Genomic DNA, 14,868 nt, shown 5'->3' on the forward strand with positions numbered 1-14,868 from the left:
GCACCGCGGACGGGACGCCTCGACGAGGCGGACGGGGGCGGCACCGTACGCGCCGCGGCTGTGCCGGGCTGCGTACGGTGCCGCCTCCACCGGGTCACGGGCGGGTCGGAACCTTGACCTCGCCGGAGGTGATCTTCTCGGTGGCCTTGTCGATGTCGTCCTTGATGTCGTCGATGAAGCCACCGGAGGTGGCGACCGAGACACCCTTCTCCTTGAGCGAGAAGGTCTGGTTGCCGGTGAGCGGCTTGCCGTCCTTGACGCTCTTGATCAGCTCGAAGACGGCCACGTCCACGTTCTTGACCGAGGAGGTCAGGATCGCGTCCTTGTACTTGCCCAGGCCCTTCTGCCGGTACTGGTCGGAGTCGACCCCGATGGCCCAGGCGCCCTTCTTCTTGCTGATCTCCTCGATGGAGCCGGCGCCGGACTGGCCCGCCGCCGTGTAGATCACGTCGTTGCCGCGGGAGAGCATGCCCTTGGCCATGTTCTTGGCCCGCGCCGGGTCGTTGAAGCCCTTGTCGGACTCCTTGTACAGGTAGTCGACCTCGACCTTGATCTTCGGGTCGGTGTCCTTGACGCCCTTGACGTAGCCCGCCTCGAACTTCTGGATCAGCGCGTTGTCCACGCCGCCGATGAAGGAGACCTTGTCCGTCTTGGTCTTCTTGGCAGCGGCCACGCCGACCAGGTAGGAAGCCTCGTTCTCGGCGAAGGTCATCCCGACGACGTTCTTGGCGTGGGACTGCTCGTCCACCACACCGAAGGTGGTGTCGGGGAAGTCCTTGGCCACCTTGTTGACCGACTTGCCGTAGTTGAAGCCGACGCCGATGACCGGGTTGTAACCCGCCTTCGCGAGCGAGGTGAGCCGCTGCTCGCGGGTCTCCTCCGTCTCGTTGTTGCCGGCGGTCATCTCCTTGGTCTTGACGCCGAGTTCCTTCTCGGCCTTGTCCGTGCCGCGGGCCGCCGCCTCGTTGAACGAGTGGTCGTCCCGACCGCCGACGTCGAAAGCGAGTCCGACGCCCTTGTTCTTCTTGCCACCCGACTCCGTAGAGCTCTCACCGCACGCGGTGGCCGTCAGTGCGAGAGCCGCGGTGGCCGTGACCGCCGCAGCCAGTTTTGTTACCCGACGCAACAGGGTCCCCTTCGAATCGTGGAGCACCGGTTCCGGCCCCGCAGTTCGGGTTCCGGCCCTTGAGACGGCCACAGATTAACGCGCGTAGATTTCCAGCAGAAGAAGACGGGAACCGCTGTTATCGGATCGTCGCGAACGACGCCCTGATGTACGTTTTTGACCTTTTTGTGGCGGTGCGGAATTTCCCCTGCCCCGAGGTAAGGGCGAAATGTGCGGCACCGTGCGGGACTACAGCCGGGTCGCTGCCCGGACTCCGCCGCCGGGCAGCGGGTGGGGTGCTCCCCGGGCCCCTGCCGAGTGGGGCGGGGCCGGGTGAGGCGGCGCGGGCGGGGCCGGGTGAGCGGCGCGGGTGGCGCGGAACGGCCGAGCGGCGCGCGGGTGGCGCGGATGGCGCCGGAGTCCGTGGGTGGCGCGGGTGGCGCCGGAGTCCGTGGTGCGTTCCGGTCCTCGGTTCGCCGGTCCGGGAGGCCGGGTCGCGGCCCCGGGTGGGCGGGCTAGGAACGGTGCAGCAGCGCGGCGGCGGTGAAAAGTTCGACGCCGGTGGTGATCGCGGACTCGTCCGCGTCGAAGTCGCCCTGGTGCAGATCACGGCTGCGGCGGTCGCCGACGGGCCGCACCCCGAGCCGGGCCATCGCGCCGGGGACGTGCTCCAGATACCAGGAGAAGTCCTCCCCGCCCAGGCTCTGCTCCGTCGTCTCCACGGAAGCGGCGCCCGAGCGGGCTGCCATCGCCTCGCGCAGCAGCGCGGTCGCGGACGGTTCGTTGACCACCGGCGGTACCCCGCGTACGTAGGTCAGCTCGCACTTGGCCCGGTGCAGCGTCGCCACCTCGTCGACGGCCTCGTGCACCAGATCCGGAGCCTCCCGCCAGGTCGGCAGATTCAGGCAGCGCAGCGTGCCGGAGAGCTCCGCGCGCTGCGGGATCACGTTCGGCGCGTGCCCGGACTCGATCCGGCCCCAGGTCAGCGACAGGCCGGAGCGCGCGTCCGCCCGCCGGGCCAGCAGCGCCGGCACCTCGGTGGCCAGCTTCGCCGCCGCCGTCACCAGGTCGGTGGTCAGGTGCGGCCGCGCGGTGTGCCCGCCGGCGCCGGTGAGCACCACCTCCAGCCGGTCGCAGGCCGAGGTGATCGGCCCGGCACGCAGCCCGATCCGGCCCGCGTCGACCCGCGGGTCGCAGTGCACGGCGAGGATCGAGCCGACGCCGTCCAGCACTCCGCAGTCCACCGCGTCGGCGGCACCGCCGGGCAGCACCTCCTCGGCGGGCTGGAACAGCAGCCGCACCGGACGGGGCAGGGCACCGGCCTTGGCCAGCTCCGCCAGCACCAGACCGGTGCCGAGTACGACGGTGGTGTGCACGTCGTGCCCGCAGGCGTGGGCCCGGCCGGGCACCGTCGAGCGGTAGGGCACTTCCTTGGTGTCCGGGATCGGCAGTGCGTCGATGTCCGCGCGCAGGGCCAGCATGGGCGGGGCCGCATGGGCAGGACCCGCCGCCTGCGGCACCGCGGCACCCTTCTGCCCGGCGGCCTGCTGCTCGGCGGTCTGCTGGTCGGCCCCCGGGCCGGGCTCGGGGTGGATGTCGCAGATCAAGCCGGTGCCCATGGCCAGCACCCGGGGGCGCAGCCCGGCACGCTCCAGCCGGGCCTTGATCGCCTTGGTCGTGCGGAACTCCTGGTTGCCCAGCTCTGGGTGCATATGGAGATCGCGACGGAAGGCGATGAGCTCACGGCGGAGGGGATCGGTCAGCCGGCCGGGCAGCTCGGGAAGTACGCCGGCGGCCTCGCGTGCGTCTACCTCCGGTACTGCAGGGGACAGGAGTTCGTTCATGGTCCGAAGAGTAGGCCCCTTGACACCGCAACTGACCAGAGATCCAGCAAAGTTCAACCTCTCAGGGGAAGAAAATCTAGGCTGGGCGGCGGTTATGTCCCTATGCGGTTGGGTATACCTGCGAAATTTTCCCTGTGCGGCCTCCCGGCCGACCGGGAGGGAGAGCAGCAGCGCAGGGCAGTGCGTGCGGCGGTGCCGCCTTGGGCTCATACGCTCCGGCCCGGTGGGGCGGGCAGCGTCGAGGGGAGCCTGCGCACCCCCCGGGCCGTCCCCGTGACCCCCGCAAGGAAGCCCTGGGCGCGCGGCGAGGCGGTACGCGTGAGCCAGGCGGGGTCGACGTCGCACACCGCCACGGTCACCGCCGTGCCCGCGAGCGCCAGCGGCAGGGTGTGGACGACGGTGGAGGGGAAACTCAGGATGGTCCTGCCGACGGGCCCGCGGCGGGCGACCAGTTCGAGCGGCAGATCCGGGCGGACGATCTCCAACCCGGTGGCAGCCGTGACCTGCTGCAGCTTCTCGCTGCTCTCCCGGCGGTGGGCGAAGTACCGGGTGGCACCATAGGCACGGGCCAGCGACGCGACCGCCTCCAGATACCGCTCGGTGTCCACCACACCCGTCTCCACGAGCGAGGTGCCCACCAGGTCGGCACCCCGGGTCAGACGCGGCGGACCGAACCGGGCGCGGGTCCACGCGAACTCGTTCGCCGTCACGATCACGTTCTCGGGAGGCTCCACCGGCATCGAACTGAACACCTCGACCGGGCGGGAGCCGTCCTGGCGCGGAGTGAGACGGCGCCGTGCCCGGCGCGAGACCGGCGCGAACAGCAGTCCGCGCACCCCTCCCCGCACCCCGCGCCGATGCCACCGTACGAAGCGCTCCCCCTGAGCCAGCTGGGAGACGAACTCCATGGTGGCCGTACCGTCGTCCACCACCGTGATCCGCCGCTCGGCGCGCGCGGGCGTCAGAGCCAGCAGCAGCTGCACGTACCGCGAGAAAGGGTCGCCGATCACCAGGGTGCGGGCTCTGCGCACCCTGCGGGCCAGCGCGAGCAGGCTGCTGAGCGCGCCACCCAGGCCGTCCCTGGCCTCCTGCCAACTCACCCCGATCCCCTCGTCACGGGCCAGCTCCGCCATCCGCCGCAACTGCCCGCGGGTCATCGGATCGTGCGGGGGCAGCACGACGAGAGCGAGCGGACTCACCGCATCGGGCGCCGGATGGTTGTGTGCCCACTCCAGCACGTTGAGGAGCTGGACGGGGCTCTCGACGAAAGCGAGAGCCCCGTCCCGCGTCCCGGGGTTGGCTCCGCCCCCGGGGTCGGCAGCGGCCCGGACCGCCGGCCCCGCTCCCTGACTGGACGCACGGTCCGGGGCGCGGTCGGCGGCGGGGCGGGCCGCGGCATGTGCGGCGGGGCCGGAGTGGCTCATCGCTCCTGATGCGGAGCGGCTACGGGACATGTGCGCATACGCTCCGTTCCGCTGTGCGGGGTCGGGGGGTGGGGTGAGCGGGGGTGGGTGAGCGGGGGTGGGTGAGCGGGGGTGGGTGAGAGGTGCGGGGTGCGGGGCTGCTGTCCGTGCGAGCCGGGACCAGGGGTGTGGCACCGGCCTGGGCCGGCCCGCCGGGGGCGGGCCGGGCGGGGGCCTGGGGCCTGTACGGGCCGGTGCCCGTACAGGCGGTGCCCGTCCGCCTCAGACCGTGACCGGCTCGCGAGCCCCCGTCTCCTCCGCGGCCTCCGCGCCCTCGGCCACGACACCCTTGACGCGGCGCAGCTTGCGCATGGGCGCCAGCTCGCTGTCGTACACCTTCTTCACGCCGTCACCGAGGGACTCCTCGATGGTGCGGATGTCCCGCACCAGACGCTGGAGGCCCTGCGGCTCGACGGAAGCCGCCTGGTCGGAGCCCCACATGGCGCGGTCCAGGGTGATGTGCCGCTCGACGAAGACAGCGCCGAGAGCGACCGCCGCCAGCGTGGTCTGCAGGCCCGTCTCGTGGCCGCTGTAGCCGATCGGGACGTTCGGGTAGGCGTCCTGCAGGCTGTGGATCACCCGCAGGTTCAGCTCCTCGGCCTTGGCCGGGTAGGTGGAGGTCGCGTGGCAGAGCACGATGTTCTCGCTGCCCAGCACCTCCACCGCGTGCCGGATCTGCTGGGGCGTGGACATGCCGGTGGAGAGAATGACCGTCCGCGCGGTGGCGCGCAGCGCGCGCAGCAGATCGTCGTCGGTGAGGGAGGCGGAGGCCACCTTGTGCGCGGGTACGTCGAACTTCTCCAGGAAGGCGACGGCCTCCTCGTCCCACGGGGAAGCGAACCAGTCGATGCCGCGCTCGGCGCAGTGCTCGCCGATGGCGCGGTAGTCGTCCTCGCCGAACTCGACACGGTGCCGGTAGTCGATGTACGTCATCCGGCCCCACGGGGTGTCCCGCTCCAGATCCCACTGGTCACGGGGGGTGCAGATCTCCGGAGTCCGCTTCTGGAACTTGACCGCGTCGCAACCCGCCTCCGCGGCGGCGTCGATCAGGGCGAAGGCGTTGTCCAGGTCGCCGTTGTGGTTGATGCCGATCTCACCGGTGACGTAGACGGGGTGGCCGGGGCCGACCGTCCGGGTGCCGAGGTTGCGGATGCGGGAGACGCCGTGGAGGTCGCGGCGGGCGTCGGTGTGCTGGGCGTTGCTGGTCATGTTCACCATTTCCGGGAGTTTCTTTCTCTGGTGTGTGCAAAAGGTCGTCAGGCGCTGCACGGGGTGCCGAGTGCGCCGATCCGGGTACGGTTTGCGCTGGTCAGGAGGCGGCGGGTGGGGGGCGTCGGGGCTCCGGCGGGCTTCCTTTGTGGGTGGGCCCAACCAAGGCGCAGAGCCTGCGCCCGCCCCTCACCCCCCTCACAGCTCGGCCCCCACCAACCACCCCGCGATCTCGCGGACGGCTCCCGCTCCCCCACCCCGGGTGGTGACGGCACGGGCGGCGGCCCGCACCACGTCGTGGGCGTCCGCAACGGCGACGGGCCATCCGGCGAGTGCGAAGCACGGCAGGTCGTTCGCGTCGTTGCCCGCGTACAGCACCCGCTCGGGCGCGATCCCCCGCTCCTCGCACCACTGCTTGAGCGCCAGGTCCTTGCGGTCGATGCCGTGCAGTACGGGCAGCCGCAGCTTGGCGGCGCGGGCAGCGACGACCGGGTTGGTCTCGGTGGAGAGGATCAGCACCTCCAGGCCCGCACGGCGCAGCGCGGCGATGCCGAGTCCGTCTCCGCGGTGGACGGCGACGGTCTCCCGCCCCTCGGCGTCGATCCAGACGCGGTCGTCGGTCTGGGTGCCGTCGAAGTCCAGTACGACGGCGTCCACGTCCTCCCGCCTCGGCAGCGCGCCCGGACCGTCGCGGTGCGCGTCCAGCAGCGGCGCCAGCAGGCGGGCTCGGGCGAGGTCGTGCGGGTCGTCGACCTCCAGGACGCGGGCGGGGTCGGTGCGGACGACGGCCGTCCGCCCGAAGAACCGGTGGCCGGACTCGCGGAACCCCATGGCGTCCATGGCGTAGGCGGCGCCGGTCTCCAGCAGGTCCTCGGGCCGGTCCTGGCGCCGGGGGCGTACGGCCCGGTCGTGGTTGACGCCGTACGCGCTGCCGTCGGCGCCGGAGGCCCCTGCCGCGCCGGAGGCCGCCCCGAAGGCAGCTCCGGGCACCTCGCCAGGGGCATCACCGTCACCGGACGCGGCAGCCGCGGCGTCACCGGACGCGGCCGCCGGGGTGTCGCCGTCGCGCCAGACGAAGCCGTGGAACGGCGCCACGGTCAGGGCGCTGTCCGCGCCGTCCTCGATGACGGCCGCCGCCACCCCCTCGACGTCCTCCCGTACCAGGAAGGGGCTGGTGCACTGCACGAGCAGCACGGTCTGCAGCGGTCGCCGGTGCCGCTCCTCGTAGACGTCCATGGCGTGCAGGACGGCCGTCTCGCTGCTGGCCAGATCGCCGGCCAGGTCTGCGGGCCGGTCGACGACCTCGGCTCCGGCGGAGCGGGCCGCCTCGGCGATGGCGGGGTCGTCGGTGGAGACGACGACATCGGTGATGTTCCGCGCGGCGAGGCACTCGCGTGCCGCACGGGCGACGAGCGGAACGCCCGCGACCGGTGCGAGGTTCTTGGCGGCTACGCCCTTCGACCCGCCCCGGGCGGGTATCACCGCGAGCACGGCGGGGGTTGGGGACATGCTGGCTCCTGGGTCGGGCGAGGATGCGGACGGGGCGGCGCCGCCGGGCGCACCCGGCGGCGCGTCCGGAGACGAGGGCTGCGGCGCAGCCGGCGGCACGGAAGCACCGGACGACGGCACGGAACGGGCACCGGACGGGGCGCTGTCGCGTGGTGGCGGAGTCACAGTTCGCCCGCCTTCCGGATCAGCGGGGCGACGCGCTGGACCCCGTGCCGGTAGGCGCCCCGGGCCGCCTCGCGGACGACGCGCCGGACGGCACCGCGACCGGCGGCGCCGAGGCCGTCGGCGGTCTCGGTGGGGCTTCCGGCGCCCGGAGATCCGTCCTCTTCGAGCCCGTAGCGCCGCAGGATGCCGGGCAGGTAGCCGGGGGCGGTGCGGGCGGTGTAGTAGGGCGCGAGGGGCGGCAGTCCGCCGCTCGCCGCGCGGCCGACCAGGCGGGCGACCCGGTCGCGGGCCGCGGCGAAGCCGTCGCCGCCGCGCACGCCCTGCCGCAGCACCCACTTCTCGTCGGCTTCCGGGAGCAGCCCGTCGTCGAGTTCGTCCCAGGAGGCCAGGCAGCCGGAGCCGGTGAAGTAGTGGTTGCCCAGGGCTTCGCGGACGCCGAGGTCGGTGAGGACGGCGGTGGGTACGCCGCGGTGCAGGGATTCGAGCGCGGCGGTCGAGCTGACCGTCACCAGCAGGCCGCCGGTGTGCCGCGCCCGGTCCAGGATCTCTCCCATGTTCCCGTAGACGAGGCGGCAGTTGGGCGGCAGTCCGCCGGTCGCGCCGTCGCGTCCGCCGGGCAGCTTGCGGACGAGTTTCTGGTACGGGAGCTCCTCGATGTGCGTGGTGTGCTCACCGGGCTTGCTGCGCAGTTTGATCAGCACTTCGCGTTCGGGGTGGCGCAGCGCGTGGTGCACGGCCCGGCGCAGCAGGTAGGCGCGGTCGGCGCGGCCGGCCGGGACGGAGGGCTGCACGGCGAAGACCACGGTGAACGGCCCGTCGGTGGCCTCGGCCGGAGCGGGTGCCGCCGTCCCCTCCAGGAACGGCAGCGCGCACTCGGCCACGCTTGCGGCGTCGGCGCCCACGCCCTCGTACACCGCGCGGAACCGGTCGGCGTCGAAGGGCGAGTTGGCGAGGACGAGGTCGGCACCGTGCCGCAGCAGCAGTCCGTCGGTGAGCTTCTCGTAGACGACGCCGACGTAGCCGGTGACGACCACGGGGCGGCGCCGCGCGGACAGCTCGCCGTCCGGTCCGCTGCCCGCCGGGGCTCCGGCGGGGGCCGCCTCGGAAGCGGCTCCGCCGGTGGCAGCACCGTCGGCCCCGGCCGCGGCCCCGCTCCCGATCCCGGCCCGCCGCAGCCCGTGCAGCATGGCCTGCACGGCGCCGCCGACGCACGCGAGGACGACCACGTCGTAGGCGCCGGGCGCGGTGGCGGCACGGAGGAACTCGGCGGTCGTGACCTCACGGAGGGACTCGACGGCGACGCCGACCTCGGCGAGCTGGCGCGGTGTGGGTGTGGCGCGGCCGCGCAGCAGCAGTCCGTCGACGGCGGCCTCGGGGGCCAGCCTGCGGGCGGTCAGGACACCCCATTTCCACCGGGTGTCGGAATCCGCGAGGACGACCACCCGGCGGGGCGCCGACCGTCCACCAGGGGCGGCTCCGGCCGGCGCGGCCGCGGTGTTCGCTGCGGAGGGGATTTCTCGTGAGGGCACGTCCCCGACGCTAGGAAGGGATTCCGGAAGGCGGCCCAACGCGACGGCAACAGCCGGTTAACAGCACACCGACGAATGCCCAACGCGGCGGCGGGGAAAGCCCGTTCACCCTCCCGCCACGCGCCGTTCACTCACGGGCCCGCCGCAGGTCAAGACGGGGCGGGACGAGAACCCTAAGGTCCTTCGGGTGGTCAAGCTCTCCGTCATCGTGCCGTTCTACAACGTGCAGTCATACGCCCCGGAAACACTCCGGAGTCTCCGGGCGAACGCCCGTCGGGATTTCGAGTTCGTTCTGGTCGACGACGCCTCCCAGGACGAGACGCCGGACATTCTGGAGCGGGCAGAGAAGGATCTCCGGGACGTGGCGCAGGTGGTCCGGGTCCGGCACGCGCGCAACGCCGGTCTGGCGACGGCCCGCAATTCGGGGCTGGACCGGGCGAGCGGCGAGTTCGTCACGTTCCTGGACGGGGACGACTGGCTGGCGCCCGGCCACTGTCCGCGGCTGGTGGCCAGTATCGAGCGGCTGGGCTGCGACTTCGTCCGCACCGACCACGTCCGGTGCACCGGGCGCTCGCGCACCCTGGCCCGGGTGCCGCACGGCCGGCGGGGCGTGGTGGAGGACCCGCGTGCGGCGATCCTGCCCGCGACCCGCAGCACGTCCGTGGACTACGCCTACGCCTGGGCGGGGATCTACCACCGCAGGCTGCTGGACGAGGGGTTGCTGCACTTCACGGACGGGCTGCGGACGGCCGAGGACCGGCCGTGGATCTGGCGGCTGCACCGCGAGGCGCGCTCGTTCGCCGCGGTCGGGCTGCTGGGTGTCTTCTACCGGCGCGGGGTGGCCTCCTCGCTGACCCGGATCGGGGACGTGCGGCAGCTCGACTTCCTCCACGCCTTCGACCGGGTGGTCGAGGAGACCGCGCGGGACCGGGACGCCGAGCAGCTGCTGCCCAAGGCGGTGCGCACCTATTGCGCGCTCGTCTCGCACCATCTGACGAGCGACAGGTACGAACCCGCGGTGGCGCGCACGCTGCGGACGAAGAGCGCGGCGGCGCTCAAGCGGCTGCCCGCCGGGCTGCTGTCGGAGGCGCTGGACTCGATGGACAGCGAACGGTCCGTCCGGCTGCGGCGGCTGCTCAGGCGCCCGGCCCGCCCCGGACGCACGGCGGGGGCGGAGGGCGACGCCCCGGAGGCGGTCGACCCGGGCGCGCACACCACCGAGGCCGCCGGTTCCGGCGCGCACGACAAGGGAGCGGTGGCCTGATGCGGACACAGGTGTTCCTCGCCGGCACCCTGTACGGCGCCGCCACCCTGGCGGCGGCGCTCGACGCGGGCTGCTTCGAACCGGCCGACCAGCGGCTGCTGCTGGTCAGCAACAACGCCGCCACTCCCGAGACGGCGCCCGCGCTGGAGACCGCGCCGGGCTTCGAGCGGCTGCGCGGCCGCTTCGACCGGGTACTGTCGTGGAACGAGACGATCCGGCCGCTGCACCCGGCGGGCTGGTCGCCGCGCGCGGACGACGCCCCCTTGTGGGAGCGGTATCTGCGCCGGATGTGGGACCTGGGGGACGGCCCCGAGGACGAGGTCACGCTCGTGCTGGACACGCTCGGGGACGAGCCCGGGGCGGCGGTGGCGCAGCTGTTCGCGGACGCGCCGATCGAGGCGTACGCGGGCGGGCTGGCGGGCTACGGTCCCACCGGCGGCAAGCTGGATCCGCTGGTGGGCGCCCGGGTGCGCCGGCTGCTCCATCCGGACCTGGTGCCCGGTGTGGCGCCGCTGCAGCTGTCGGAGTTCGGCGTGCGGGCCGAGCCGGTACCGGCCGAGGCGCTCCGTGCGGTGGTGGCCGAGTTCGCGCAGGAGGCGCCGCCTTCGGTGGCCACCGCGCCTCGGGGTGCGGCACTGCTGCTGGGCCCGTCGCCGGCCGCGCCGAAGCTGCTCTCCCCGGACGAGGTGGAGCGGCTCCAGGTGCGGATGCTGCGCGGGCTCGCGGCGCGCGGTCACCGCGAGGTGGTCCTCAAGCCGCATCCGGCCGCGCCCGCGGACCTGCCGCGTGCCGTGGGGAAGGAGGCGGGCGAGCTCGGCGTCGCGCTGATGGTGGCGGATCCGCGGACACCGGCGGAGGTGCTGTACGAGGGGATGCGCCCGGCCCTGGTGGTGGGCTGCTGTTCGACGGCGCTGCTGACGGCGTCGGCGCTCTACGGACTGCCCGTGGTGCGGGCCGGTACCGGCCCGCTGCTGGAGCGGCTCGCGCCCTACGAGAGCGCCGAGCGGGTGCCGTTGACGCTGGTGGACGCGCTGCTGCCGGGTCTGGAGGACGGTTCGCAGGACGGCTCGGCCCCGCTTCCGCGCGGCGAGCCGGCGGCGCTGGTCCGCGCTGTCGGGTTCTGCATGCAGCCGCGGGTGCTCCCGGAGCTGCGTCCGGAGGCGGAGCGCTTCTTGGCGGAGCGGTTGTCCCCGGCGACCCGCCGCTATTTCACCCGCCGCCGGCTGACCGTGCTGGCGCTGCCCGGCGCGGTGCCCCGCCAGTTCGCTTTCGTCCCCCGCAACCGTGCGGTGCGCCGGGTCGCCCGCCGGGCGCGGGCGCTCAAGCGCGCGGCTCTGGGCTGAGTCCGGGCGCGGGGCGGAGCACCGGGGCGGCCGAGGGCGCGGCGGGTCAGGCCGTGGGGGTGTAGGTGCCGAAGGACCACAGGTTGCCCTCCGGGTCCCTGGCGGCGTACTCGCGCGAGCCGTAGTCCTGGTCGGTGGGCGGCAGCACGATCTCCGCGCCCGCCTCCACCGCGCGGGCGTGGTGCGCGTCCGGATCCTGTACGGAGACGTAGACGGCGCCGGGCCCCAGTCCGGCCATCAGACCGCTGTCGCGGGCGGTGCCGAGCATCACGAGGCCGTCCCCGAACCGCAGCTCGGCGTGGACCACCGAACCGTCGTCGCCCTCGAAGACGCGGACGGGCTCGAAGCCGAACGCGGCCTGCAGGAAGTCGACGGCGGCGCGGGGGTCGCGGTAGGTGAGCGCGGGATTGAGCGGCATGCCGGCCCTCCTCGTGCCGTCGCGCGCCCCTCGGGGTCCCGGGCCCCTGCGGACCTCCCCGGTGCGGCGCGCCTGCCGGGTACTGCCCCCAGCCTGGCAGACACCCGCGGCATCGGCCTGCCGAGCACGCACCCGCCGCCGGAGGCGGACATCACGGCTCGGCGGAAGCCCCGCCCGGCGGGTGCCGTCCATGCCGGGCCGCGCCCATCGTCCGCGCCGCGCTCACACCGCCGGGGGGCGCCGTTCGTACCAGCGCTGGTCGGCCTCCAGCTGGGCGGCGAGGGAGACCAGCAGGGGTTCGCTGTCGGCGGGGCCCAGGAGCTGAGCGCCCAGCGGCAGCCGGTCCGGCTCGGTCACGGCGGCGGGGACGTTGACGCCGGGCCAGCCGAGGACGTTCCACGGCCAGGCGTACGGGCAGTGGGCGATCATCCTGCGGTCGGTCTGCCAGTTGGACAGCCGGGCCAGATCGCCGATCCGGGGCGGCGGGGTGGCGGTGGTGGGGGCGAGGACGACGTCGTAGCGGCGGAAGATCCGGCCCACGTGGCGGCGCAGCGGCTCCTCGGCGGCCCGGGCGGCGCGCAGCAGCGGGCCGCCCAGCAGCCGTCCGGTGCGGGCCGCGGCGCGGGTGCGCGGGTCCAGCAGCCCGGGGTCGGGGGTGCGCTGCGCCCAGGTGCGGATGCCGGCGGTGGCGCGGGGGAGGAACGTCAGCCCGATCGGACCGTAGTGCGGGTCGGCCTCCTCCACCTCGTGTCCGAGTAGGGCGAGCCGTTCGGCCAGGGCGCGCACGGCGGTGTCGACGCGGGGATCCAGCCGCTTCGGGGTGGCGGTGAAGGCCCACCGGGTGGACAGTGCGATCCGCAGCCGCCCGGGGTCGCGGCCGGGCGCGCCGCGCACGTCCACGGGCGGCGGCCGGTGCAGGTCGCCCTCCCGGTTCCCCGCGGCGGCGTCCAGCAGCAGTGCGGCGTCCTCGACGGTGCGCGCCAGCGGCCCGAGGACGGTGATGCCGTTGAACGCCTCGGGGTCCGGCCAGGTGGAGATGCGGCCCCGCTGGGGCTTGATGCCGACGAGATGCGTCCAGGCCGCGGGGATCCGGATCGATCCGGCGCCGTCCGAACCGAGCGCCGCGGGCACCAGCCCGGCGGCGACGGCTGCGGCCGCACCGCCCGAGGAACCGCCGGGTGTGTGGGCCGGGTTCCAGGGGTTGCGGGTGTCGCCGAAGGCGCGGCCCTCGGTGAACGGCCACTGCCCGAGTTCGGGGCTGTTGGTCTTGCCGACGACGATCGCTCCGGCGGCCCGCAGTCTGCGCACCGCCTCCGCGTCGGCGGTCTTGACCGGGAAGTCTCCGGCGCAGCCGAACGCGGTGGGTTCCCCGCACACGTCGGTGTCGTCCTTGACCGCGACCGGGACGCCCAGCAGCGGCCGGCCGCTGCCCTGTTCGCGGGCCCGGTCGGCGGCGTCGGCCTCGGCCAGCGCCGCCTCGGCGCGTACCCGGCGGAAGGCGTTCAGCGTGGGCTGGGTGGCCTCGATCCGGGCGAGCGCCTGTTCGGTCAGGGCCCGGGAGGTCGTCTCGCCCGCGGCGAGCGCAGCGGCGGCCCGGGCGAGTCCGGGCAGCGGCTCCGGCCCGATGCCGCCGCCCCCGGGGGCGGGCGGGGGATGCTGGGGGCGGGGCTGTGGTTGTTCGGCGGACCCCGTCCCGGTTCCTGTCGACATGGACACCTCGCGGGCTGCTCGTCGGTCGTCGGTCTCGCCTGCGCCTACTGTCCCCGATCCGCACCCGGTTTTAAACCCGCCAGTAACAAAACCGGGCGGGGCACTCGTCGCCCGGGCGGTCGGCAGGCCCGGCAGCGGGTTCACGGGGCGGCGGGCTGGGCAGTGATGGACCCGTACACCTGTCGAACCTCCGGGGGTGGGGATGCACAGGAGGGGAGCAACGGCCGTGCGCGGTGCGGCGGCCTCGGCCGCAGTGCTGCTGACGGCGGGGGCGCTCGCCGGATGCGAGGTCAAGGACGGTGCGAGCGGCCCGTCCGTGCGGATCTCCAAGGCCCCGCAGAAGGCGGCCGGGAAGCCGCCGCCCGCACCGGCGCCCACGCAGCCGAAGCGCTCGGCACCGGCCCGGCCCGCGCAGCCCACCCGGCCGCAGCAGCCCAAGGCCGCGCGACCGGCCGCGCAGACGGTGCGGATGGCACCCGGCGCACGCGGCGCGCACGTACGCGAACTCCAGGCGCGGCTGCGGCAACTGGGCCACTTCGACCGCAACCCGACCGGCTACTACGGCCCGGTGACGGCCGCTTCGGTCTCCGCGTTCCAGCAGCGGCGCGGCATGCCCCGCACCGGCAAGGTCACCGACGCGGTGCTGAGCGCGCTGCGGGCCCGCACCCACGAGCCCACCCGCACCGAACTGCACCCGCCCACCAGCCGTCCACTGGCCGTGCCGGACCCGCGCTGCACCACGGGGCGCGCGCTGTGCATCAGCAAGACGAGCCGCACCGCCGCGTGGATGGTCGACGGCAAGGTGCGCACCGCGATGGACGTGCGGTTCGGCTCGGCCTACACACCGACCCGCGAGGGCCGGTTCACGGTCGACTTCAAGAGCCGGCACCACCACTCGACCCTCTACGACAGCCCGATGCCCTACGCGATGTTCTTCAGCCGGGGCCAGGCGGTGCACTACTCCTCCGACTTCGCCGCCCGCGGGTACGCGGGCGCGTCCCACGGGTGCGTGAACGTGCGGGACAAGAAGAAGATCGCGAAGGTCTTCGCGGAGATCCGCCCGGGCGACAAGGTCGTGGTCTACAAGTGACGGCGCCCCGCCCGACAGAACGCCCCGCCCGCGCACCGGGCCACCGCGCGAACAGCCGGGGACGAGCGAGGGAGTGAGGGGGCGCGGGCGGGACCGGGGGAACGTGTCCCGCCCGCGCCATCGCGCGAACCCAGAGGTACGGGGGGAACCTCGGGCTTACCGCGCCGCCGATGACCAGTCGGCTCACTCTCTTCAGCGCCGTGCCCGGCGAAAGTGTCA

11 protein-coding genes are annotated in these 14,868 nt (G+C 74.0%); 3 read left to right on the forward strand and 8 right to left on the reverse strand.

Annotation, left to right across the window (positions count from 1 at the left end; translation table 11 throughout):
* Positions 1 to 94 precede the first annotated feature (94 nt).
* The 6 genes from P2424_RS26185 to P2424_RS26210 all read right to left on the reverse strand — a co-directional run bounded on the left by P2424_RS26185 (position 95) and on the right by P2424_RS26210 (position 8,737).
* Positions 95 to 1,126 (reverse strand): BMP family ABC transporter substrate-binding protein, encoded by a 1,032-nt coding sequence (locus P2424_RS26185; RefSeq protein ID WP_276478169.1) that lies wholly within the window; start codon positions 1,124 to 1,126, stop codon positions 95 to 97.
* Positions 1,127 to 1,620: 494 nt separating this feature from the next.
* Complete coding sequence (locus tag P2424_RS26190; protein WP_276478170.1) at positions 1,621 to 2,949, reverse strand: amidohydrolase; 1,329 nt, start codon at positions 2,947 to 2,949, stop codon at positions 1,621 to 1,623.
* A 206-nt stretch (positions 2,950 to 3,155) separates the two neighbouring features.
* Positions 3,156 to 4,373 (reverse strand): hypothetical protein, encoded by a 1,218-nt coding sequence (locus tag P2424_RS26195; RefSeq protein ID WP_276478171.1) that lies wholly within the window; start codon positions 4,371 to 4,373, stop codon positions 3,156 to 3,158.
* 261 nt (positions 4,374 to 4,634) lie between these two features.
* Complete coding sequence (locus P2424_RS26200) at positions 4,635 to 5,630, reverse strand: N-acetylneuraminate synthase family protein (protein ID WP_276478172.1); 996 nt, start codon at positions 5,628 to 5,630, stop codon at positions 4,635 to 4,637.
* A 189-nt stretch (positions 5,631 to 5,819) separates the two neighbouring features.
* Complete coding sequence (locus tag P2424_RS26205) at positions 5,820 to 7,130, reverse strand: acylneuraminate cytidylyltransferase (protein ID WP_276478173.1); 1,311 nt, start codon at positions 7,128 to 7,130, stop codon at positions 5,820 to 5,822.
* Between the two features lie 161 nt (positions 7,131 to 7,291).
* On the reverse strand, positions 7,292 to 8,737 hold the full coding sequence (locus P2424_RS26210) for a DUF6716 putative glycosyltransferase (RefSeq protein WP_276479136.1): 1,446 nt from the start codon (positions 8,735 to 8,737) through the stop codon (positions 7,292 to 7,294).
* Between the two features lie 274 nt (positions 8,738 to 9,011).
* On the opposite strand from P2424_RS26210, the gene P2424_RS26215 reads away from it, so the two are divergent.
* On the forward strand, positions 9,012 to 10,088 hold the full coding sequence (locus P2424_RS26215; RefSeq protein WP_276478174.1) for a glycosyltransferase family 2 protein: 1,077 nt from the start codon (positions 9,012 to 9,014) through the stop codon (positions 10,086 to 10,088).
* Positions 10,088 to 11,431, forward strand: a complete 1,344-nt coding sequence (locus P2424_RS26220) for a polysialyltransferase family glycosyltransferase (protein WP_276478175.1) — start codon at positions 10,088 to 10,090, stop codon at positions 11,429 to 11,431. Before P2424_RS26215 ends, P2424_RS26220 begins: the two co-directional genes overlap by 1 nt.
* Positions 11,432 to 11,477: 46 nt before the next feature.
* Here the strand turns inward: P2424_RS26220 and P2424_RS26225 are convergent, their stop codons facing one another.
* Both P2424_RS26225 and P2424_RS26230 read right to left on the reverse strand, forming a co-directional pair.
* Entirely contained in the window at positions 11,478 to 11,849 is a 372-nt protein-coding gene (locus P2424_RS26225) for a VOC family protein (protein WP_276478176.1), read from the reverse strand.
* A 222-nt stretch (positions 11,850 to 12,071) separates the two neighbouring features.
* Positions 12,072 to 13,559, reverse strand: a complete 1,488-nt coding sequence (locus P2424_RS26230; protein WP_276478177.1) for an amidase — start codon at positions 13,557 to 13,559, stop codon at positions 12,072 to 12,074.
* 202 nt (positions 13,560 to 13,761) lie between these two features.
* Between P2424_RS26230 and P2424_RS26235 the strand changes: the two genes are divergently transcribed.
* Entirely contained in the window at positions 13,762 to 14,649 is an 888-nt protein-coding gene (locus P2424_RS26235; protein WP_276479137.1) for a L,D-transpeptidase family protein, read from the forward strand.
* Positions 14,650 to 14,868: the final 219 nt, after the last annotated feature.

Source organism: Streptomyces sp. WMMB303 (assembly GCF_029351045.1).
Taxonomy (GTDB): domain Bacteria; phylum Actinomycetota; class Actinomycetes; order Streptomycetales; family Streptomycetaceae; genus Streptomyces.

Coding starts and splice junctions, on each gene's coding strand:
- P2424_RS26190 (WP_276478170.1), bottom strand. CDS start 2,949: ATGAACGAACTCCTGTCCCCTGCAGTACCGGAGGTAGACGCACGCGAG.
- P2424_RS26195 (WP_276478171.1), bottom strand. CDS start 4,373: ATGAGCCACTCCGGCCCCGCCGCACATGCCGCGGCCCGCCCCGCCGCC.
- P2424_RS26200 (WP_276478172.1), bottom strand. CDS start 5,630: ATGGTGAACATGACCAGCAACGCCCAGCACACCGACGCCCGCCGCGAC.
- P2424_RS26205 (WP_276478173.1), bottom strand. CDS start 7,130: ATGTCCCCAACCCCCGCCGTGCTCGCGGTGATACCCGCCCGGGGCGGG.
- P2424_RS26220 (WP_276478175.1), top strand. CDS start 10,088: ATGCGGACACAGGTGTTCCTCGCCGGCACCCTGTACGGCGCCGCCACC.
- P2424_RS26225 (WP_276478176.1), bottom strand. CDS start 11,849: ATGCCGCTCAATCCCGCGCTCACCTACCGCGACCCCCGCGCCGCCGTC.
- P2424_RS26230 (WP_276478177.1), bottom strand. CDS start 13,559: ATGTCGACAGGAACCGGGACGGGGTCCGCCGAACAACCACAGCCCCGC.
- P2424_RS26235 (WP_276479137.1), top strand. CDS start 13,762: ATGCACAGGAGGGGAGCAACGGCCGTGCGCGGTGCGGCGGCCTCGGCC.